We start from the raw sequence: 21,205 nt of genomic DNA, 5'->3' as shown, positions 1-21,205 counted from the left end.
CGCCAGACGTAGCGCGGCGGCGCGCAATCGCCAAGCAGAATCAGAACAAAAGGTGATCGATTCGCGCTACGGCCGGCGAAACCCGGTCGGTCCGCCATAGAGATAGCCGATACGGGCGACCGCCTCCCTCAGTCCTTCACGCGACACCAGCATGGTGTGGCCGTTGGCGTGGATCATGGTCTCCGGATCTGTCATGATCGCGACGTGGCCTTTCCAGAAGACCAGGTCGCCGCGCCGCAACCCGGCAAAATCCGGCCCGGGTTCGAGCGGCTCGCCGACGGTCGCCGCCTGCATGTCGGTGTCGCGCAGCACTTGCCTGCCAGCCATGTGCATTGCAAGTTGCACGAGACCGGAACAATCGATGCCGAAGCCGGAGACGCCGCCCCACAGATAGGGCGTGCCGAGAAACGCCTCGGCGACCGCGACGTAGTCGGGATGAACCTCGGCGACCGGCCTGAGATGACTCGAGATGACCGCCTGGCCGGACGGCAGCAGAGCATAATGCGTGCCGCGCGTTTCCGCTGAGCCCGTCACCGCCACCAATGACCCCATCGAGAGCTCCCCGCTCACCGGGAACCGCAAATCCGGTCCCGGATAGAGGAAAGTGCGCGGCACCGAGACAACATGGGTGGGCGCATGCTCCCGACCGCCCAGCACGGTGTCGGCGACATAGCCGACATAGCCGTCGCGCTCGGCCTGTATCCAGGCCCAGCCCTCAACGTCCTCGAAGACGAGGACGTCTTCGCCGAACAGAAGCTGGGTATCGACGCCGGCGTCCGGGCGCGGCGCCTTGCGGATGTCGGCGACGCAGGCTGATATGCGAGCCGGCCGGCCGGCGACGAAACGGTCGGCGGCGACCTCGCCTCGCAGCCTGGCGTCGGCGAGATCGGAGCGGAAGGCATGGAGGCGGGCATCCCTGGCGGTCAAATCGGCAACTCGTTCAAATGGGCAACTCTTGGGCTCTGGCAATGATAACATCGCCAAAGCGCTCGACAAAGAGCGCGCCTTCGACTGTGCGCCTGACCAGCACGTTGCGCTTGTCGAGCTCGTCGCGGTGGCGCGACACCAGTTTCAGCGCCCCCATCGTATCGAGCGCACGGGTGATCACCGGCTTGGTGACGTTGAGGCGGGCGGCTAACCCCCGTACCGTGTGGGGCGGCGGATCGAGATAGATGGTGAACAGGATCGCCGTCTGGCGCATGGTGAGATCGGGCGCGTCGTCGCGCACCTCCGACAGCACCACCTGTTGCCATAGTCGCAACGCTTGGCTTGGACGCATGATAATCGACATCCGTCCAGCATGACGGAAAATTGTTTCGGTTCCGTTTCAGTCAATAACCTTCGTCGGCTATGCCCGAGAATCAGCCGTAGCGGTTCGAAATGACCTGCTCCAGCGCCCGGATGCCTTGCGCTTCGCCACCGGCAAGGCCGTGCGGGCGGTCGAACGGGTTCCAGGCGAAGATGTCGACATGCGCCCAGCCGGCGGTCTTTTCCACGAAGCGCTTCAGGAAAAGCGCCGCGGTGATCGAGCCGGCGAAACCGTCCGGCGTGACGTTGTTGACGTCGGCCACCTTCGACGCCAGCTTGGCGTCATAGGGCTTCCACAACGGCATCCGCCATAGCGGATCCTCGACCGCAACGGAGGCGTCCGCCAGCTCGGATGCAAGCGTCTCGTCACCGGTATAGAACGGCGGCAAGTCGGGACCGAGCGCAACACGGGCAGCGCCTGTCAGCGTTGCCATATCGACCAGCATCTGCGGCTCTTCGTCATCGGCCAAGGCCAGGGCATCGGCGAGCACCAGCCGTCCTTCGGCGTCGGTGTTGCCGATTTCGACGGTAATGCCCTTGCGGCTCACCAGCACGTCGCCTGGCCGGAAGGCGTTGCCGGCTATCGAATTCTCGACAGCCGGGATGAGCACGCGCAGCCGAACCTTCAACCCGGTGGCCATGATCATGGAAGCGAGACCCAGCACGTTGGCAGCGCCACCCATGTCCTTCTTCATCAAAAGCATGCCCGAGGACGGCTTGATGTCGAGACCGCCTGTATCGAAGCAGACGCCCTTGCCGACCAGCGTTATCTTGGGGGCATTGTTCGGCCCCCAAATCATGTCGATCAGGCGTGGCGCGTCGGCAGAAGCCCGACCGACGGCGTGGATCATCGGAAAGTTGGCGGTAAGAAGATCGTCGCCTTTGGTCACCGATATTTCGGCCTTGTGCGTCGCGGCCAAGGTCCGGGCGGCCTTTTCCAACTGCCCGGGGCCCATATCGCTGGTCGGCGTGTTAACCAGATCGCGCGCCAGGAAAATGCCATCGGCGAGGCGGCGGATGCGGGCGGCGTCGGTGCCTGCCGGCAGCGCGAGGCGAAGCGTCTTGCCTGGCTTCTTGCCGTAGCGGGTGAAGACATAGCCGCCGAGCGCCACGGCGAGTGCCGTAAGCTCCGGCTTGGCCGGTGCGGACGCAAAATGCCACTCGCCTGCGGGCAAGGCTCTCGCTAGTGCGCCGATGGCCAGTGCGCCCTCGCCATCACCGGTGCCGAACAGGGCTCCGGCAATCGCGCCGTTGTCGCCAGGCATGATCAGCGTCCTGCCGGCCTCGCCGGAAAAGCCGTTGGCCTTGGCCCAGGCGACCGAGGATGGCGCAAGGCCCGCCGCCGCCAGAGCATCCTTCGCCACCAGATGGACCGGCAGCGCATTGCTCAATTCTTTCTCGACGAGTTCGACAGGCATTCGCTGGCCTCCGGCTTCCGAGTCGGCGTTTCTTAACTCTCCGTTAGGGTTAACAGAATATTTCTGCGGGAGGAAAGATGACCTCGCAAATGGTCACGCGCATGAACGGAGCCCTGGTGCCGATGCCGACCAACCGCAGGATGAACGCCAGCGCAAATAGGCTGATCACCACGGCGTTGATGATGGTGCTTGCTGCAGGCGTCGCCGGCTGCGGAACCAGCAAATTGACGACTGGCTCGATTTCTCGTCCAAGCGGCAAGCCGCTGGAAACAATGTCGGCGGGCGAACTGCACAACGCTACGATGGCGCTCGGCCAGTCCTATTCGAAAAACCCCAGCGACAAGCGGATCGCGACAAATTATGCCGCGGCGCTGCAGATGGACGGCGACGCAGACCAATCGCTTGCGGTGATGCGCAAGCTGGCGATCGCCTTGCCGAAGGATCGCGACGTGCTCGCCGCCTATGGCAAGGCGCTTGCCGCCAACGGACAGTTCGAGCCGGCACTCGATGCCGTGCGCCGCGCCCAGACGCCCGAATATCCTGACTGGAAACTGGTATCGGCGGAAGCTGCTATTCTCGACCAGCTCGGCCAGAAGGACGAGGCTCGCCAAGGCTATCGCAAGGCGCTTGACCTCAGGCCGAACGAACCGTCGATCCTTTCCAATCTCGGCATGTCGTACGTGCTGGAAGGTGATTTGCGCACAGCCGAAACCTATATGCGCTCAGCCGCCCAGCAGCCGAATGCAGACAGCCGCGTCCGCCAGAACCTTGCGCTGGTCGTCGGTCTGCAAGGCCGTTTCGACGAGGCAGAGAAGATCGCCTCGCAAGAGCTGTCGCCGGATCAGGCGCAGGCTAACGTCGCTTACCTTCGCCAGATGCTGGCGCAGCAGAATGCCTGGAGCCAGCTCAAGGACCAGGACAAGGCAAAGCCCGCCACCAACTGACCGCTTCGAGCGCCGAACCGGCGCGCGAATTCCGCAACATGTCTAACGCAAAGAGCCGCGCTGCACCGGCAGCGTGGCTCTGAATCGTATCAGCGTTTCTGGCAACGCCGCTGGCGCTACTCGCTGCTTGATTTCGGCTGGTCGCCAAAGATGCCGCGCTGGCTCACCTGGATGCCGGCGGGACCCAGAATGATGGCGAACAGCACCGGCAGGAAGAACAGGATCATCGGCACGGTGAGCTTCGGCGGCAGCGCGGCCGCCTTCTTCTCGGCGGCATTCATGCGCATGTCGCGGCTCTCACTGGCAAGCACCCGCAATGCATGCGCCACGGGCGTGCCGTAGCGCTCGGCCTGAACCAACGCCTGGGACACCGACCTGACGGATTCCAGGCCAGTTCGGCTTGCAAGGTTCTCGTAGGCCTGCTTGCGCTCCTGCAGATAGGAAAGCTCGGCGTTTGTCAGGATGAATTCTTCCGCCAATGCCACCGATTGCGCGCCGATCTCATCGGCGACCTTGCGAAGCGCCGCTTCCACCGACATGCCGGACTCGACGCATATCAGCAACAGGTCGAGCGCGTCCGGCCACGCCATCTGAATCGATTGCTTGCGCTTGGTAGCGCGGTTGTTGACGTAGAGCACCGGCGCGTAGAATCCCGCATAGGCTACCACGATGCACACGAACAGCTTCACGAAAAGCGGCTGCTCGGGCAATCCGCCGAGCACGAACAGATACATCGCCGCCAATGCAAAGCCGATGAAGGGCAGGACGAGACGGAAGAAAAGGAAGCGCGTCAGCGGATTTTGCCCGCGAAAACCCGCCACTTTCAATTTCTGCAAGGTACCTTCATCCGCCAGCGCACGCCTGAGATCCAGGCGATCGACAATATTGCGCATGCCGACCGACTGTTCTTCGCGCAGGCCCTTGCGGCGGCGGTCGGCTTCGACTGCCAGCCGCGCGCGCTGCTTGGCGCGCAGCTCATCGCGCTCCAGCGCTACGGATTTCATGCGCGCCTTGAGCTGGTTCCCGCCAAAAGCGGGCAGCAGCGTGAAGACGGTCGCAAACACCGCGATGCCGACCAGCAGTGCGATCAGCAGGGACGGGTCGGTGAGAGTTCTGATGACGTGATCGGTCATAACGGGTCCTAGACTTCGAAATTCATCATCTTGCGCATTACCAGGACGCCCATCGACATCCAGATGCCGGAACAACCGAGGATCAGATGGCCGGTGCTGGTGATGAAGAGGGGCATGATGTAGTTCGGGCTCGTCAAATAGACGAGAAAGGCGACGACGAAAGGCAACGCGCCGATGATCACGGCGGATGCCTTGGCTTCCATGGACAATGCCTGGACCTTGGCTTTCATTTTCTTGCGGTCGCGAAGCACGCGCGAAAGATTGCCCAGCGCTTCGGAAAGATTGCCGCCGGCCTGAGACTGGATCTGGATGACGATGCCGAAGAAGCTCGCCTCGGTGCACGGCATCGTTTCTGGCATGCGCATGGCCGCGTCAGGGATCGACAAACCCATTTGCTGCGAATCGACTATGCGGCGGAACTCGGTCTTGACCGGCTCGGGGGATTCGTTGGCGATCAGACGCACGGCGTCGTTCAGCGGCAGGCCGGATTTTACCGCACGCACGATGATGTCGAGCGCGTTCGGAAATTCGTTGAGGAACGCCTTGACGCGGTGCGCGCGGCGAAACGAGACGAACCAGCGGGGCAGACCCAAGACGCCGACCAGCAGCGCAGCCGGCAAGACCAGCAACGGTGCGCCGATGAAATATACAAGAGCCGTCAATACGACGCCGCAGACCGCCGAGTAGACATAGAAGCGCTCAAGCGAGATCTTCATGCCGGCCTGGCGGATTTGGATCTTCAGCGGTGGTTTCTTGACCAGGCTCTGATTGGACTTTTGCTTTTGATCGAGATCCTTCAGCGAATCCTGGACGGACTTGCGACGCTTGGCCGCTTCCGCCACGCGATCGCGCGACGCCTTGACGACGGAACGATCCGTCTCGGCGGTCTTGATCGATTCAAGCCGCTTGCCGACCTGCTTCTCGGTGCTGATCCGGTTGAACAGGAAAGCATAGGCCACAGCGCCGGCGCTGAAGCCGGCGAGCACGACGAATGCCAATACGGTGCCGTCAATTCCGAACATCGACCCTGGCCCCCACGCTTCCAGACGGATCAATCAGCGCGTTTCTCCATCGCCTCGAGCGCGACCGCGAGGCGCTGCTCCTCACCGTAGTAGCGGGCGCGCTCCCAGAAATGCGGACGGCCGATGCCAGTCGACACGTGCTCGCCCAGCAGCCTGCCGTTCGCGTCCTCGCCCTTGATGTTATAGAGAACGATGTCCTGGGTGATGATGACGTCGCCTTCCATGCCGATTACCTCGGTGATGTGGGTGATACGCCGCGATCCGTCGCGCAGGCGTGCAGCCTGTATGATCACGTCGACGGAGCCGACGACGATCTCGCGCACGGTTTTTTGCGGCAGCGTGTAGCCGCCCATGGCGATCATCGACTCTATGCGGTTGAGGCATTCGCGCGGGCTGTTCGAGTGGATCGTTCCCATCGAGCCGTCATGGCCGGTGTTCATCGCCTGCAGCAGGTCGAACACTTCGGGTCCGCGCACTTCGCCGACGATAATACGTTCGGGGCGCATGCGCAGACAGTTCTTGACCAGGTCGCGCATGGTCACTTCGCCCTCGCCTTCGAGGTTGGGCGGACGGGTTTCGAGACGCACCACATGCGGCTGCTGCAATTGCAGCTCAGCTGAGTCCTCGCAGGTGATGACGCGTTCTTCGCGGTCGATATAGTTGGTCAGGCAATTGAGCAGCGTCGTCTTGCCTGAGCCGGTACCGCCCGAGATGACAATGTTGCAGCGGACACGCCCGATGATCTTGAGAATCTCGGCCCCTTGCGGAGAAATCGAACCGAACTTGACCAGCTGGTCGAGCGTCAGCTTGTCCTTCTTGAACTTGCGGATGGTAAGTGCGGTGCCGTCGATAGCCAGGGGCGGTGCGATGACGTTGACACGGGAGCCATCAGGAAGACGCGCATCGCAGATCGGGCTTGATTCATCGACGCGGCGGCCAACCTGGCTGACGATACGCTGGCAGATGTTGAGGAGCTGCTGGTTGTCGCGGAAACGGATGCCGGTCTGCTCGACCTTGCCGTTGACTTCGATGTAGACGTTCTTGGAGCCATTGACCATGATGTCGGCAATATCGTCGCGGGCAAGCAGTGGCTCCAGCGGCCCGTAGCCCAAAACGTCGTTGCAGATATCCTCGAGAAGCTCTTCCTGCTCGGCGATGGACATCGCGAAATTCTTGATCGCGATGATGTCGTTGACAATATCGCGGATTTCCTCGCGCGCGCTTTCGGGATCGAGTTTGGCGAGCTGCGACAGATCTATCGTATCGATGAGTGCGGCGAAGACCTGGCTTTTGGTGTCGTAGTAGGTTTCGCTCTTTTGGCGCTGGATACTTTTCGGCTCCGGCGCCAATGGCGGCGGCTCGACCGCACGGCGAACCGCCGGCGCGGCAGGCGCGCCGGATGGCGGCAGCGCCGCCGGCCTGGCAGCTACAGCCGCTTCCACAGGGTTCGCGGCCGCCGGCGCGGCAGGCGCGGGTGCTGGCTGACGGAATTCCGGAATGGTCCGGTTGCCGTCGTCGCTGCCTCTTTTACCAAACATGATCGCTTACCAATTCCACCGCTGAGGCATCACTTCTTGTTGCGCGAAAGCTTGCCGATCAGATTGCCGAGGCCAGCCTTTTTCTTCACCTTGATTTCGCTGCGCCCTGTCAGCACATGGGCGATCTCGTTGATCGTGGCGACAACCGGACTCTTGGCATCCATCTCACCGAGCATACGTCCGTTGTTGGCAGCATTTCCGAACAAAAGCGGCTCGAACGGGATGACCGACATCGGCGAAAGGCCGAGCGATTCGGAGAAGTCGGACGGCGTAATCTCAGGACGTTTCGGCACACCGGCCTGGTTGATCACAAGCTTTGGCGCGGGGTCGTTCGGACGAAGCCGCTTCAGCATGTCGACCAGGTTCTTCGTGTTGCGCAGATTGGCAAGTTCGGGCGTCGCCGTGATGACGATCTCGTCGGCCTTGACCAGCGTGTTCTTGGTCCAGCCGGCCCACACGTGGGGAACATCGAGCACGAGGAGCGGCGCGCTACGCTGGGCTATGTCGATAAGCTGGGTGAAGGCGTCTGGATCGAAATCGTAGACCCGCTCCAGGGTCGAAGGGGCCGCAAGCAGCGACAGGTGCTCGGCGCATTGGGCGAGCAGCCGGTCGAGATAGACCTCGTCGACGCGTTCCGGCGAGAAGACTGCCTCGGCAATGCCTTGCGCCGGATCCTGGTCGAAATTGATATTGGCCGTTCCGAAGGCGAGGTCGAGATCGGCGACAACCACTTCGGATTTGAAAAGGGACGACATGGCCCAGGCCACATTATGGGCTATGGTCGAGGAGCCGACGCCGCCTTTGGCGCCGATGAAGGCAATCGAGCGGCCGATCGGCTCAGCTTCCGGATCAACGAAGATCGAAGACACCACGCTGACGATGTCGGCCATCGATACGGGCGCGATGACATACTCGGAAATGCCCGAACGGATGAGTTCGCGGTACAGGCCGACATCGTTGTAGTGGCCGACAACCACCACCTTGGAGGTCGGGTCGCAATGCTCGGAGAGCTGGGCGAGTTGTTCCAGCAACAGCTTCGGCTCGCTGCGCGATTCAAGCAGGATCAGGTTCGGCGTCGGCGCCGACTGATAGAATTCGATAGCGGTGGGGATGCCCCCCATATGCACCTTCAAATGGGCCTTGGCCATGCGGCGATCCTCGCCGGCGCGCTCGACCGGATTGGCTACGCCTTCGGTCTCGCAAAATGCCTGGATCGAAATGCGCGGGATCGGCCGCAACGCCTGCATCGCGGCAATATCCTGCTCCGAGGTTTCGCCGCCCGGTACCTCTGTGTCATAGGCAAGATTGCTCATTGTCATCACTTTCCGTGACTTGCGCGGCTTAGGGTTTGTTGAGCCTCAACACTCGTTAATATTCGACTTCCGAATTGCCGAGGAATTCGTCCGAAATACCTCTGTCACGATAGACGTCGATCACCGCGCCGCGATTTTCCGCGTCGATCGGCGTCGGCTTGCGTGGCCCGATCAGATCGGACGGATTGGCCATCTGGGCAGCCAGGTTGTTCTGATACGAACAGCCGAAATCGGCATAGTGCTTGTTTTCCGAAGTCTGCAGCAGGTCTTCGGGCCAGCGCCCGCATTTATCCGTCTGAGCCTTCACCGAGACGTAGGCAACACGAACCGGTGCGGACGCTTCGGCCGAAACAGACTGATAGGACCGCATGTCGATCCGCTTCCGGCTGATGCCGCTGGCTATGGCCAGCCTGGCGAAATCGCGGCCGGCCGCGGCCGCTGCGATTTCGTTGGCTGAGCCGCTCGGAATCTCGATCGTCAGCACCGGAGCCGCGCTCCTGTCGTATCCGTCCAGGAAGCCCAGGAGCGTGTCACGCTGGGATCTGGTCATGCCACGGTCGCCGGCGCCGACCGGAAGGTCGATCTTCTGTATCTTCTCAGCTATGACGATCGGATGGGTGGTGCGATAATCGTCCGGTATGGCACCCACCGTGACGCTGTCGCGATTGGCGCAGCCGGCCAGCAATGCCGCCACCGCGATCGCCATAATGGGAACGGCCGGCCGCCAGATTCGCGAATGGACTGACCGCGTCGCGGTGATCGCCCGTGCCTTCGATGTTGCCTTAGACATGACCGCTTCCCCGCTTACTTGTAGATAAAGCCGACAACGCCGTGGTAACGGCCGTTGGGCTTGTTGGTCTGCATGGTGCCGTAGACACGGTTGACGCGGCCAAGGAAAATGCCGGCGCCATCGCTGGCGGCGTTGAAATTGTCATCCGGCTTGGCAAGATCGTTGCGCGCCACCGGCTTCACCAGATAGGGCGTAATGATGATGACGAGCTCGGTCTCGTTGCGAACGAAATCCCTGCTGCGGAACAGCGCGCCAAGCACTGGAATCTTTGTCAGACCGGGCAAGCCGTTGACAGCTTGCCTGAGATCATCGCGGACAAGGCCGGCAATCATCATCGAGCCGCCCGAAGGCAGTTCCACTGTTGTGTCGGCCAAGCGCTTGCGGAGCGACAGGGCATTCATGCCCGGGCTCGTTACGCCTTCGGACAAAGACACAGATCCCTCCGTTGTCGGCTCGGAAACCGAGGTTCTGACTTTCAGGCTGATACGGCCGGGAGACAGCACCACCGGCTGGAATTCCAGGCCAATGCCGTATTCGATCTTCTCGACCGAATACGTCTTCAGACCGGTCTGGTTATCGTTTGATACGGCTTGGGAAACGCTGGTCACCATGTTGTATTCGCCGCCAACCTTGAAGGTCGCCTTCTCGCCGGATACGGCCGTCAATGTTGGTTCGGCGAGGGTTTTCATGACACCGGACTGTTCCATGGCATTGATGTAGGCCTGCAGCGTCGAGCTCCCGATAGAGAGGCCCGAGTTCGACAGCGACTTGCCCAAACCAGTGAAATTGTCGCTTACCGCGCCCCAGCTGATGCCGTTGCTGCTGCCGTTGCCCACCATGTTGACGCCGAGCTGCTTCATCACCGAGCGGCTGACTTCCGCGACCGTCACCTTCAGCGTCACCTGGTCGTCGCCGATGATCTGCAGCAGGTTGACGATCTTGCTGACGCGGCGCTCGGCATCCGGGTTATCGATCGCGACGCCGGCTTCAGCCGAACCGCCGGCAGCGGTCTGCGAGTATTGACCCGTGGTTGCCTCGCCGCCGGACACGAAAATAGTTGCCAGATCGGCCGCGCGCTTGGCGTCCAGAGGAGTGTCCACGGTTCCGGTCAGAACGACGTTGTCGTTCAGCAACTCGACCTTGACCTCCGATGACGGGATGAAGCGCTTGATATAATCCTCCAGCCCGGCGACGTCACGTTCGACCGCTAGGTCAAGGCTGACGATCTGCTCGCCATTCGAGCCAAAGACGAAGATATTTGTCTCGCCGACCGCCTTTCCAAACAGATAGATGCGCCTGGCGGTGCGGGTCACCGCGTCGGCTACAGCGGGGTTGGCGACGAGAATGTCGTAGGCATCGCTCGGGAGGTCGATGACCACCGACTTGTTCAGTCCGAGCTTAACCCGCTGGGTGGCGGTCGAAGCCGTCACCCTGGCATTGCCCGCCGCACTGGCATCGACAATGCCATATGCATTCGTTCCAAGGAGAAACAGGCCGATCGCCGCAGCCAGGATGAGCGGCAGTTTGGTTTTTAGCCTCATTTCCTTGCCCCCACTTCGGAAACTTCGCCCGACTTGATCAACCGCACTGTTCCGCGCCGGCCATTGCCGGAAACCAGGTAATCGGCTTCGCCCACATTCTTGTCCTGGCTGTCCTTGATCGAGCGCAGCGCCAATGTCAGGCGATCCGCCATCTGCTGTGCGACGGTGATGATCTCGGACTGCTGCGGCGTCAGTTCCAGGGTGGCGGTCTGGCCAACCCTGGTCTTCTTACCTTCCTCGTCCTCCTGAATGGTCTGGTCGATCGCCAGGACGCGAATGTTCTTCAGGATAGTTTCGGTCGTGAAGCCCGGACCACCGCCATTGGCGGGATCGGCTCGGCGGGTCATGATGACGTCGACGAAATCGTTGGGAAGAATAAAGCCACCGGCCGAGGTGTCGGCCGAGATGCTTGTGGCAACGGCCCGCATGCCGGAGGGCAGGATCGACGACATGAAGCTTTGCCCTTCACCGATCAGCTTCGAGCGCCGCAGCGGCTCGCCGGCGTAGAGCGCCACGCGAGCGACGGCGCCCTTCAGCTTGTCCAGCGCTTCAGGCTCGGCGGCGCGGGTGATGAAATTTGCGTTGATGCCTGCGGACGGCCATGACTCCCAGGAAATGTTGTTTTCAAGCGGACTGCCCATCGGAACGTCGCCGGAAAGAACAAGCACATCCTGCAGCGCGATCGCCGGCGCCTGAGGACCGGAATCGACAACCGGAGGCGGCGGAGCCACGACCATGTTCTTCGCGACATAGCCTGCACCACCGGCCGCGGCTATCGCCACGCTCAGAATAATCAATCGGGATGCTGGCATCTGTCCGAACCTCGCCTTGGCAAACCACGTAGCCAAGCGGGACTTTGCAGCGGCAATCGTCAAAACAAGGTTAATGTTATACTTACGATCGTGATTAATTTAACGTTTATATAAATTGGACCGACAAGCCCGGCCCGAAGGAAAACGTGGCCAACTCGCCTGCTCGGCGCCAACCGCGTAAAGTGAAATTCAGCCCGCCAGCCTGGTGAGTGCCCAGGCCATCAATGGCGAGTCGGAATAGGTGAGCAGACCGCCAATGCCAAGCGCGATGCCGTACGGAACGCCGGTCGCCTCATCGGCGAAATGGCGCAGGAACGGATTATGGCTTGTGACGGCGGCAAGCGGCGATTTTCGATAGGCGAGGATGGCTAGCGTCAGCAGGCCGCCGATGAATGTCGAGGCGACGAGGTATTCGATGAGATGGATGTTCAGTCCCATCCACATGCCAGTGGCAGCCAGAAGCTTGGCGTCGCCGCCGCCCATGCCGCCCAGCGCGAACAGGCCGAACGTCACCGCGAGAACCAGGCCGGCGGCGGCGAAATGCCAGCCATAGGTGGCCCAGTCCATACCGGTCAAAGGCGCAACCAAGGCGAAGACGACCACAAGCAACACCGGCACGCGATTGGCGATCGTCATCGAAAGCATGTCGGAGATCGCGGCAAAAAGCATGCAGAACGGAAATACGACGAAGATCACGGCTTCAAGCATCGGCGCGCCTATGACCCAATTGCATCTGGCCCCCAACCCAATCCTATTCGACTAACGACTGATGAGGCGCAAATTTCAATTCATACCAGGACTAAATAAGGGCCGCCAGTGCGGCGGCCCTTATTTCAGAACAAGCGAACCCGTTACGGTCAGCTACCGTTCACCTTAGTGGAGATGGCGGTGAACTTGGCGTTCAGCGAGTTGCCGAGCTGGCCGGCGCCGACCATGATGGCGAGTGCGATAAGAGCGGCGATCAGACCGTATTCGATAGCGGTCGCGCCGGATTCGTCCTTCACAAAACGTGCGATGAGGTTAGACATTCGAGCTCCTACTCCAATTGTTACAGCACTTCCGTCAACTTCTCTTGGTGGCTGATCGGATACTGCGAATCTAAGGAGAAGCTGTTTCAATCGGCTTAATAAACAGGCTTACCGATTCCTTTCCCGCTTCGACGACATTGCGTGGTTAACCCAGAACTAAAATACCCGCCGCCAGGGCCCCGGCCGACAAAAGGCGCAACAGGCGCAATTCGGCAAAGACGTTTCAGCCGTGCCGGCTAGACCCAATGCCGGTTCCGGCTTGATTCTGAATTCCAGCCGCTTAACGGTTGGTTCACCAATCTCGTTCATGTTCCGTTGAACAGTTTGCCAGGGGGCGCCTCAATGGCCGGGCCGAGATCATCATTTCCAGTTGCCGTGCTTTTTGCCGCAGCGGCTTTCGCCTTTCCAGCCAAGGCCGGCGCCGGCATCGAGGTGACGATGAACCAGGCAAAGATCATCAAATTGTCGCGCGCCGCCGATACGATTGTCGTCGGCAATCCGGCGATCGCCGACGCCTCCGTGCAGGACGCATCGACGATCGTACTGACCGGCAAGGGATTTGGCGTCACCAATCTCGTCGTCCTCGACCAGCAGGGCAATCCGATCGTCGATGAGCAAATAACCGTCGTGCGCCAGGCAGCGTCGTCGGTGCGCATCTATCGGCGTTCCGAAGTACAGACCATGTCCTGTGCGCCATATTGCGAAAGCTCGTATAAGAGCGATGCCGAGAAGGCCTCTGAAGCCGAAATGAGCGCCGTGCATTAGCTAGCCGACGTCTCCGTCTTTGGCGGGAACGTGCTTCGGTTATCGCCGGGTTAAGGCCTTCCCGTTGAATTTAACGGTCATTCCAACCGGACTTCAATCGGTTCCGACTAAGGGTGGACCGATACAGAAGCGGCATCGGCGGGCAGCGGACATGAGCAAGGCAGGACGAGCAGGTTCTCCAAGACGGTTTTTGGGCGACCGCCGCGGAAGCACGGCGATCGAATTCGCCATGCTTGCAATTCCTTTCGCGCTTCTTGTCTTCGCCATCCTGGAGAGCTGCATTTCTTTTGCCGCACAGGAAGTGATGGCAAACGCAACCGACGACATCGCGCGCCAGCTGCGTACCGGCCAATTAAGACCGACCGATGTGTCCGGCACCAAGCTGCGGGATATGATCTGCACCAAATTGGAGATCATGGTCGCCAAGACCTGTCCCGGATTGCTGGTGGACTTGCGCGAATATCCGACCTTCGCCGATGCGGCGCTGGCCGGTTTCAAGGTCCAGGATGGCGACGTCGTGCTGACCAAAGGCACGAGCACACAGACCTTCACCGTCGCACCTGGCCTGGCGGAGTCGAGAAACATGCTGCGTGTTTTTTACAAATGGCCGGTGATGACCGACTTCATGGCCAAATCGATGGCCAACCTGAAGGACGGCAAAACGCTGCATTTTGCTTCGATCACTTGGCAGAACGAGCCGTTCGACAACTGAACCACGTAGTCGCTTGAAAAGGGCAAAGCCATGATTCGTGCGGGGGCACAGCTGGGCATCGCAGGGATTTGTACAAGAGCAGTCCGACTTTGCTCGGACCGCCGCGGTATTGCGGCTGTCGAGTTTGCCCTCATCGTGCCTATCCTGTTGATCATGTACTTTATGACAATGGAGGCCTCGCAAGCCATCGAGACCAGCAAGAAGGTCAGCCGCATCGGCAGCATGGTAGCGGACCTCGTCACGCAGCAGCAGACCGTCAAGGCGGCCGATGTCGATGCCATCATGGCGATCGGCAGTTCCACGCTCCAGCCCTACAACCGCTCGAAACCGAAGATCATTATCACGGCGATACAGGTGACGAACGAGACGACGCCGAAAGTCCTGGTCGTGTGGTCGCGCAAACTGGTCGATGGCGTCTCTAGCGTCGACGCGGTCAAGGATTCCACCACAACGGTCCCTAGCGCGCTCAAGATCAAAGGCACGTTCCTCATCCGGGTCGAAAGCGATCTCGCCTACAAGCCAATCATTACCTGGTCGGCGGACGGCCAAAGCCGGTTCGGGTTGAGCTCGGTCTTCAATTCGATATCGATGGCGGAAACTTATTATCTGCGGCCGCGCAGGAGCCCGACCATTCCGTGCAGCGATTGCTGACGCCTGAAGCCCGCTAACCGGTCTGTTGCTATTGCTTGCGACCGCGGGCCGAGACTAGACGCACGATGGCTGCAGCCAGCACATAGTCCCTCGACCGGCAACGGTTCGGCGACGATACCGATACGGAACGTTCTGATAACATCGCGCCAATCGGCTCGCGCCAGGTTTGTGCAAGACGCATCCAGCAGCAAAGCCAGTACGGTGGCGAATGCTGTCAGGGCAAGCCTCATGCGAGCTCCGCGCCGCGCATTTCCATCCGCAGATCGACCATGCCGCGATTCGTCTCTCCGGGACCAGCACGCCAAGCCGTGCTGTTTGGGTTTCCGAATTGCCAATGGCGGCGCGGAACCCTATGTCTGAGCCAACACACAGGCAATGATGAACCTTTCGATGGCACGCGCCTTCCTTTTTGTCCTCGACTCCTTCGGCATCGGCGGCGCGGCCGATGCCGAACGTTATGGCGACACCGGCTCCAATACGTTCGCACACATCGCGCGGGCCTGCGCAGAAGGCCGCGCCGACCGCGAAGGCCTGCGTGCCGGACCCCTTCTTGTACCAAACATGCTCGCGCTCGGTCTCGGCCAGGCCGCGGCAACGGCAACGGGTTTCAGGTTTGAGAATGCCGGCAGTGCACCGCTTGCCGCCGCCTTTCACGGCGCGGCCCAAGAGGTTTCGAGCGGCAAGGATACGCCATCGGGCCATTGGGAAATAGCCGGCCTGCCGGTCCGTTTCGACTGGGGTTACTTCCCAGACAAGATTCCTGCCTTTCCGGCCGAGTTGACCGAAGCAATGGTGCGTGAAGGGAAGGTGCCTGGCATCCTCGGCAATTGCCATGCTCCGGGCACCGAGATTATCGAACGGTTCGGCGAAGACCATATCCGCACCGGCAAGCCGATCTGCTACACTTCGATCGACTCCGTCCTGCAGATCGCCGCGCATGAGGTTCATTTCGGCCTGGAACGGCTTTACGAGTTCTGCAAACTGGTGCGCAGGCTCGTCGATCCGCTGAATATCGGCCGCGTCATCGCGCGGCCGTTTATCGGTGAAACCGCCGCCACGTTCGAGCGAACGCATAATCGTCGCGACTATGCCGTACCGCCACCGGAACCGACGCTGCTCGACCGGCTGACGGCGCGCGGCAGCCGGGTTATCGCGATCGGCAAGATCGGCGACATTTTCGCCCATCGGGGGATCTCGGAAGTCCGCAAGGCTGCCGGCAACATGGCGATGTTCGACAAAACGCTTGGTGCCATGGAAGACGCCCGCGACGGCGACCTCGTCTTCGCAAACTTTGTCGACTTCGACACCGAGTTCGGGCATCGGCGCGACGTTGCGGGATATGCCGCCGCACTCGAAGCTTTCGACCGGCGCCTGCCCGAGGCATTCGCACGGCTGAGGCCAGGCGATCTGCTCATCTTGACCGCCGATCACGGCAATGATCCGACGTGGCGCGGCACCGACCACACGCGCGAGCGTATTCCGATTATCGGGACACGGCCGGGTTTCAAAGGCGCAGACATCGGACTGAGGACAACATTTGCCGACATCGGCGAAACCGTGGCCGAACATCTCGGGCTGGCGCGCGGCCGTCACGGCACCTCCTTCCATGCCACGATAGGTGGCCATGCCTGAGCTGCCGGAGGTAGAGACAGTCAGGCGCGGTCTGCAGCCGGCCCTTGAAGGTGCCCGCATTGTCGGTGTCGAGGCACGCCGGCCGGATTTGCGGTTTCCGTTCCCCGAGAGATTTTCGGAGCGGCTGACCGGCAAGACGATTGCGGCGCTCGGCCGCCGTGCCAAATATCTGACAATGCACATGGACAACGGCCCGGTTCTGATCTGCCATCTCGGCATGTCGGGTTCGTTTCGCATCGAAACGGCCGACGAGAGCGCAACGCCCGGCGCGTTCCACCACGAACGCTCGAAAAACACTGCTCACGATCACGTCGTCTTCGACATCGCATCCCCTTCCGGCGTCCGCTCTCGCGTGATCTTCAACGACCCGCGCCGCTTCGGGTTCATGCTGTTTTCGGAAGGCGAGCCCGACATGCATCCGATGCTGGCGGGATTAGGCGTCGAGCCTACAGGCAACGCACTGGACGGCGCGCTGCTCGCTTCGTTGCTGAAAGGTCGCAAGTCACCGCTGAAAGCGGCACTTCTGGACCAGAGGCTGATTGCCGGGCTAGGCAATATCTACGTCTCGGAAGCGCTTTGGCGGGCCGGCCTGTCGCCGCTGCGCGAAGCGGGCACCCTCGCGAGAGCCGGCAAGAAAGCCAAAGAGCAAAGCGAACGCCTGGCCGAAGCAATCCGCTCGGTCGTCGCCGATGCGATCGCCGCCGGCGGCTCGTCGTTGCGCGATCATATGCAGACCGATGGATCACTGGGCTACTTCCAGCATTCCTTCGCGGTTTACGATCGCGAGGGGGAAGGCTGCTCCAAGCCTGGTTGTGGCGGCCACATCGAGCGTATCGTGCAAAGCGGTCGTTCGACCTTCCACTGCCGGGCCTGTCAGGCTTGAACCAGAACCGAGGAGGAGCAAAGCATGGGCTATGAAACCATCATCGTCGAAACCCGCGGCAAGGTCGGGCTGATTACGCTGAACCGGCCGCAGGCGCTCAACGCGCTGAATTCACAAGTGCTGGCGGAACTGGTCGCGTCGGTGAATAGCATGGGCGCCAATGCCGACATCGGCGCCATGGTCATCACTGGTTCGGAAAAGGCTTTCGCGGCAGGTGCCGATATCAAGGAAATGCAGTCCATCTCCTATGTGGATGCCTATCTGCAGGATTTCTTCGTCGGCTGGGAGGAATTTACGCGGGCACGAAAGCCGATCATCGCGGCAGTGGCGGGCTATGCGCTGGGGGGCGGCTGCGAACTGGCGATGATGTGCGACTTCATCATCGCCGCCGACACCGCCAAGTTTGGCCAACCCGAGATCACGCTGGGCGTCATGCCCGGCATGGGCGGATCGCAGCGCCTGACCCGCTTTGTCGGCAAGTCGAAGGCGATGGATATGTGCCTGACGGGTCGAATGATGGACGCATCCGAGGCCGAGCGTTCCGGCCTTGTCTCGCGCGTGGTGCCAGCCGGCGAGTTGATCGAGGAAGCGCTTAAGGCAGCGTCCAAGATCGCTGGTTTTTCCTTGCCGTCGGTGATGATGGCAAAGGAGGCCGTCAACCGCGCCTATGAGACGACGCTCACCGAGGGTCTGCGGTTCGAGCGCCGGCTATTTCATTCGCTGTTTGCGCTGGATGACCAGAAGGAAGGCATGGCGGCCTTCAGCGGCAAGCGGAAGCCGAATTTCACGAACCGATGAGATGACGAAGGCGCCGGTCAAAAAGAAAGCGCTGCAGCGTTGACGCGCCGGAAAAGCTGAACTATAAGCCGCACCAACCGAGGCGGCCCTGTGGCTGCCCGTTTGTTTTTTGCGCCCTGCGGTATCCCGCAAGCGCCCACCAGATCAGAAGAGAGGCACCATGGCCAATACCTCCTCGGCCAAAAAGGCAACGCGCAAGATCGCCCGTCGCGCAGCGATCAACAAGAACCGCCGCTCCCGCGTCCGGACCTACATCCGCCAGGTCGAAGAGGCGCTCGCGGCCGGCGACAAGGCGGCCGCACAGGCTGCCTTCAAGGTGGCCGAGCCGGAATTGATGCGCGCCGCGACCAAGGGCGTGGTGCACAAGAACACGGCATCGCGCAAGGTGTCGCGGCTGGCCCAACGGGTCAAGGTGCTGTCGGCCTAATATATCTTTTCCTGAACTGCGCTTCTTCAAACCCGGCCAATCGCGCCGGGTTTTTTTCGTTTGCCGGCAAGTACTTAAAAGAAAGCCCGCAAAATGGCGCCCCGCATGCATTTCAAAGTTCGAAATGCTTTGCCGGCGTATACATACCCGCTGATATTCGCAGCCTTCGAAACCGCCAATGCGAAAATTTCCGAGCGTCACAGATTACTGTTTTTTTTCAGAGGCTTACCGATGGTGATCCACAGCTTGTTCACATCGGCTGTGGCCGATAGGCGGCAATTGGCTGTCAAGTGAATTATTTCAGAAAATTTCGCGTTGTGTGGCCTTTTTCACATTCGCCGGAAAAGGGTTTGAATCACAATGGCTTTGTCAAAATCAACTGTTGCGGCATGGCGTTCGAAACGTCCCTTGCTAGTCAGATTCCTTAAAAATCCGTTAGGGGTGGCCTTGCCCTATCCACAGCGATTTCGGTAATGTCTGTCCATCGAAGGGACGGGCCCTTGGCCCTTGACCAGCCTGAAACCGGCCAGCTCAAATTGGCAGAGTTTACAGCGCGGATTCAACTCCGCGGACGGGGTTGGTTTGTCTTTTCGATACGGTAGGGGACTGGCGTAATTGTACATGGCAGGTCGACGGTGCGCCGGCGGTTTTTCGCCGGACGGCATTTTGTTGCCCTGACATGACCAAAGCGGATCGGCTCTTCGGCGCCGGACCGACAACGAGGCGATTCATCAGCCCGGCGGCGGCGATGGTGTCGCAGCGAAGACACGGTCGCCGGAAACATGGATGCAGGAGGCGCATCCCCGGCGGAAAACAGGTACAAGAGACAAGGAACTCGATCATGCAGAGCGGCGGCATCGAAAGGGAGCTTACAGGCGACCTCCCATTTCCTGGAACGTTAATCGGAAGGAACGACATGGCGGCTTCCAATGAAGCTGAACAGAAGTTCGATCGGGTCAAGGCCCAGTTGAAGGCGCGTCTGGGAACCGAGGTCTATTCGAGCTGGTTCGGGCGCATGAAGGTCGCTGAATCCTCTAAGGGCATTGTCCGCATCTCAGTGCCAACCGCATTCCTGCGTTCATGGATCAACGGCCACTATCTCGATCTCATCACCGAGTTGTGGAAGCACGAGGATCCGGAAATCCTCAAGATCGAGATCGTGGTTCGCACCGCCACACGGCAGGGCCGCAACAGCGTCGAGCCAGAAGTGGCCCCGGCGCGCAAGATGACCAGGCAGACGCAAACCGCGCTCTCTGCGGGCACGGCGAGCCCCAGCAGGGTCGAACGGGTCCCGGTACCCCGCCCGGGGATGCCGGCAGAAACCGAGTTCCGGCACAATGTTCTCGGTTCGCCACTCGATCCACGCTATACTTTCACCTCCTTCATCGAAGGACCATCGAACCGAGTGGCTTTTGCCGCCGCCAAGGCGGTCGCGGAATCGCAGTCGAGCGCGGTGCGTTTCAATCCGCTCTTTCTTCACGCGACGGTCGGGCTGGGCAAAACGCACCTGTTGCAGGCGATCGCCGCAGAATCGCTGAAGCAGAATCCGAAATCGCGGGTCGTCTATCTGACGGCTGAGTATTTCATGTGGCGGTTCGCCACCGCGATCCGCGACAACAACGCACTGACGCTGAAAGAACAGCTGCGCGACATCGACCTCCTCATCATCGACGACATGCAGTTCCTGCAGGGCAAGTCGATCCAGCACGAATTCTGCCATTTAATCAACATGCTGCTCGACAGCGCCAAGCAAGTGGTGGTCGCTGCCGACCGGCCGCCGTCGGAATTGGAGTCGCTGGAGCCACGCGTCCGCTCGCGCCTCAACGGCGGCGTCGCGCTGGAAATGTCAGCCCCGGATTTCGCCATGCGTATCGGTATGCTCAAGCTCAGGCTTGCCACCGCCAAGCTCGACGATGCGTCGCTCGATATTTCCGAAGAGATCCTCAACCACGTCGCCCGCACGGTGACCGGCAGCGGACGCGAGCTCGAAGGTGCCTTCAACCAGCTTTTGTTTCGTCAATCCTTCGAACCGCAGATCACCATCGACCGCATCGACGAGATCCTTGGCCACATCTATCGTTCGGGCGAACCCAAGCGGGTGCGTATCGAGGACATCCAGCGCATCGTCGCGCGCCACTACAACGTGTCGAAGACCGAACTTCTGTCCAACCGGCGCACACGCACCATCGTCAAGCCACGGCAGGTCGCCATGTATCTGTCGAAGGTGATGACGCCGCGCTCGCTGCCGGAGATCGGGCGGCGGTTCGGCGGTCGTGACCATACGACCGTGCTGCATGCGGTGCGCAAGATCGAGGATCTTTCCGGTGCCGACAACACACTGGCGCAGGAACTCGAATTGCTGAGAAGGCTGATCAACGACCAGGCCTGACGGCCCGAAAAACGCCGGCTCGCGGACTCCGGCCTTTTTATCCCCAGAAAGCCCGTGCAGCCGGTCCGAACCGGTGGCGCGGGCTTGCGTTTGCCGGGTTT

Annotated in this window: 21 protein-coding genes and 1 pseudogene; 9 read left to right on the top strand and 13 right to left on the bottom strand. The window is 60.8% G+C overall.

From position 1 onward, the window contains the following. Positions 1-66: 66 nt before the first annotated feature. The 3 genes from NKH49_RS04100 to NKH49_RS04090 form a co-directional block, all read right to left on the bottom strand. On the bottom strand, positions 67-978 hold the full coding sequence (locus NKH49_RS04100) for a C40 family peptidase (RefSeq protein WP_502898527.1): 912 nt from the start codon (positions 976-978) through the stop codon (positions 67-69). Then, positions 941-1,291, bottom strand: a complete 351-nt coding sequence (locus NKH49_RS04095; RefSeq protein WP_023676939.1) for a MarR family winged helix-turn-helix transcriptional regulator — start codon at positions 1,289-1,291, stop codon at positions 941-943. Before NKH49_RS04095 ends, NKH49_RS04100 begins: the two co-directional genes overlap by 38 nt. A gap of 70 nt (positions 1,292-1,361) precedes the next feature. After that, the gene (locus tag NKH49_RS04090; RefSeq protein ID WP_352613902.1) at positions 1,362-2,726 is read right to left on the bottom strand and encodes a leucyl aminopeptidase family protein; all 1,365 of its coding nucleotides are present in this window, start codon (positions 2,724-2,726) and stop codon (positions 1,362-1,364) included. A 122-nt stretch (positions 2,727-2,848) separates the two neighbouring features. Between NKH49_RS04090 and NKH49_RS04085 the strand changes: the two genes are divergently transcribed. Continuing rightward, positions 2,849-3,670: a tetratricopeptide repeat protein gene (locus tag NKH49_RS04085; RefSeq protein ID WP_352470190.1), complete on the top strand. Its 822-nt coding sequence runs from the start codon at positions 2,849-2,851 to the stop codon at positions 3,668-3,670. A gap of 116 nt (positions 3,671-3,786) precedes the next feature. Here the strand turns inward: NKH49_RS04085 and NKH49_RS04080 are convergent, their stop codons facing one another. From NKH49_RS04080 to NKH49_RS04040, 9 genes are all read right to left on the bottom strand, one after another. Beyond that, positions 3,787-4,803, bottom strand: coding sequence for a type II secretion system F family protein (locus NKH49_RS04080; RefSeq protein ID WP_023676936.1), 1,017 nt, complete (start codon positions 4,801-4,803; stop codon positions 3,787-3,789). Between the two features lie 8 nt (positions 4,804-4,811). Further along, complete coding sequence (locus NKH49_RS04075; protein WP_023676935.1) at positions 4,812-5,825, bottom strand: type II secretion system F family protein; 1,014 nt, start codon at positions 5,823-5,825, stop codon at positions 4,812-4,814. Positions 5,826-5,854: 29 nt separating this feature from the next. After that, complete coding sequence (locus NKH49_RS04070) at positions 5,855-7,363, bottom strand: TadA family conjugal transfer-associated ATPase (RefSeq protein ID WP_352613901.1); 1,509 nt, start codon at positions 7,361-7,363, stop codon at positions 5,855-5,857. 29 nt (positions 7,364-7,392) lie between these two features. Continuing rightward, on the bottom strand, positions 7,393-8,676 hold the full coding sequence (locus NKH49_RS04065; protein ID WP_352621909.1) for a CpaE/TadZ family protein: 1,284 nt from the start codon (positions 8,674-8,676) through the stop codon (positions 7,393-7,395). Positions 8,677-8,731: 55 nt separating this feature from the next. Continuing rightward, positions 8,732-9,466: a CpaD family pilus assembly protein gene (locus tag NKH49_RS04060; protein WP_352448620.1), complete on the bottom strand. Its 735-nt coding sequence runs from the start codon at positions 9,464-9,466 to the stop codon at positions 8,732-8,734. Positions 9,467-9,480: 14 nt separating this feature from the next. Then, positions 9,481-11,007, bottom strand: coding sequence for a type II and III secretion system protein family protein (locus tag NKH49_RS04055; RefSeq protein ID WP_352613899.1), 1,527 nt, complete (start codon positions 11,005-11,007; stop codon positions 9,481-9,483). Then, on the bottom strand, positions 11,004-11,819 hold the full coding sequence (gene cpaB, locus NKH49_RS04050) for a Flp pilus assembly protein CpaB (protein WP_023676931.1): 816 nt from the start codon (positions 11,817-11,819) through the stop codon (positions 11,004-11,006). The genes NKH49_RS04055 and cpaB overlap by 4 nt, the downstream gene beginning before the upstream one ends. A 189-nt stretch (positions 11,820-12,008) precedes the next feature. Then, the gene (locus tag NKH49_RS04045) at positions 12,009-12,527 is read right to left on the bottom strand and encodes an A24 family peptidase (RefSeq protein ID WP_352613898.1); all 519 of its coding nucleotides are present in this window, start codon (positions 12,525-12,527) and stop codon (positions 12,009-12,011) included. Positions 12,528-12,676: 149 nt separating this feature from the next. Next, entirely contained in the window at positions 12,677-12,847 is a 171-nt protein-coding gene (locus NKH49_RS04040) for a Flp family type IVb pilin (RefSeq protein ID WP_023676929.1), read from the bottom strand. 342 nt (positions 12,848-13,189) lie between these two features. Here NKH49_RS04040 and NKH49_RS04035 point away from each other — a divergent pair, with 342 nt between their 5' ends. The 3 genes from NKH49_RS04035 to NKH49_RS04025 all read left to right on the top strand — a co-directional run bounded on the left by NKH49_RS04035 (position 13,190) and on the right by NKH49_RS04025 (position 14,975). Next, on the top strand, positions 13,190-13,612 hold the full coding sequence (locus tag NKH49_RS04035; protein WP_352613897.1) for a pilus assembly protein N-terminal domain-containing protein: 423 nt from the start codon (positions 13,190-13,192) through the stop codon (positions 13,610-13,612). 151 nt (positions 13,613-13,763) lie between these two features. Beyond that, positions 13,764-14,324, top strand: coding sequence for a TadE/TadG family type IV pilus assembly protein (locus NKH49_RS04030; protein WP_352613896.1), 561 nt, complete (start codon positions 13,764-13,766; stop codon positions 14,322-14,324). A 30-nt stretch (positions 14,325-14,354) separates the two neighbouring features. Beyond that, positions 14,355-14,975 carry a TadE/TadG family type IV pilus assembly protein gene (locus tag NKH49_RS04025; protein ID WP_352470083.1) on the top strand — a complete coding sequence of 207 codons (621 nt, stop codon included), beginning with the start codon at positions 14,355-14,357 and terminating at the stop codon, positions 14,973-14,975. Positions 14,976-15,076: 101 nt separating this feature from the next. Here NKH49_RS04025 and NKH49_RS34900 read toward each other — a convergent pair. Then, positions 15,077-15,205: pseudogene (locus NKH49_RS34900) on the bottom strand (phosphate/phosphite/phosphonate ABC transporter substrate-binding protein); the annotation flags it as partial. A 160-nt stretch (positions 15,206-15,365) separates the two neighbouring features. On the opposite strand from NKH49_RS34900, the gene NKH49_RS04020 reads away from it, so the two are divergent. From NKH49_RS04020 to dnaA, 5 genes are all read left to right on the top strand, one after another. After that, positions 15,366-16,607 (top strand): phosphopentomutase, encoded by a 1,242-nt coding sequence (locus NKH49_RS04020; RefSeq protein WP_352613895.1) that lies wholly within the window; start codon positions 15,366-15,368, stop codon positions 16,605-16,607. After that, complete coding sequence (gene mutM / locus NKH49_RS04015) at positions 16,600-17,490, top strand: bifunctional DNA-formamidopyrimidine glycosylase/DNA-(apurinic or apyrimidinic site) lyase (protein WP_352613894.1); 891 nt, start codon at positions 16,600-16,602, stop codon at positions 17,488-17,490. Before NKH49_RS04020 ends, mutM begins: the two co-directional genes overlap by 8 nt. 24 nt (positions 17,491-17,514) lie before the next feature. Next, entirely contained in the window at positions 17,515-18,288 is a 774-nt protein-coding gene (locus tag NKH49_RS04010; RefSeq protein ID WP_352613893.1) for an enoyl-CoA hydratase, read from the top strand. 160 nt (positions 18,289-18,448) lie between these two features. After that, positions 18,449-18,715 (top strand): 30S ribosomal protein S20, encoded by a 267-nt coding sequence (gene rpsT / locus NKH49_RS04005; protein ID WP_023676922.1) that lies wholly within the window; start codon positions 18,449-18,451, stop codon positions 18,713-18,715. An 841-nt stretch (positions 18,716-19,556) separates the two neighbouring features. Further along, positions 19,557-21,104 carry a chromosomal replication initiator protein DnaA gene (gene dnaA / locus NKH49_RS04000; RefSeq protein ID WP_031211816.1) on the top strand — a complete coding sequence of 516 codons (1,548 nt, stop codon included), beginning with the start codon at positions 19,557-19,559 and terminating at the stop codon, positions 21,102-21,104. Positions 21,105-21,205 lie beyond the last annotated feature (101 nt).

The sequence above is a fragment of the Mesorhizobium sp. M1088 genome, from assembly GCF_040318575.1.
In the GTDB taxonomy this organism is placed as follows: domain Bacteria; phylum Pseudomonadota; class Alphaproteobacteria; order Rhizobiales; family Rhizobiaceae; genus Mesorhizobium.
Note: the sequence above shows the minus strand (reverse complement) of the source record. Positions and strands in the feature narration are given on the sequence as shown.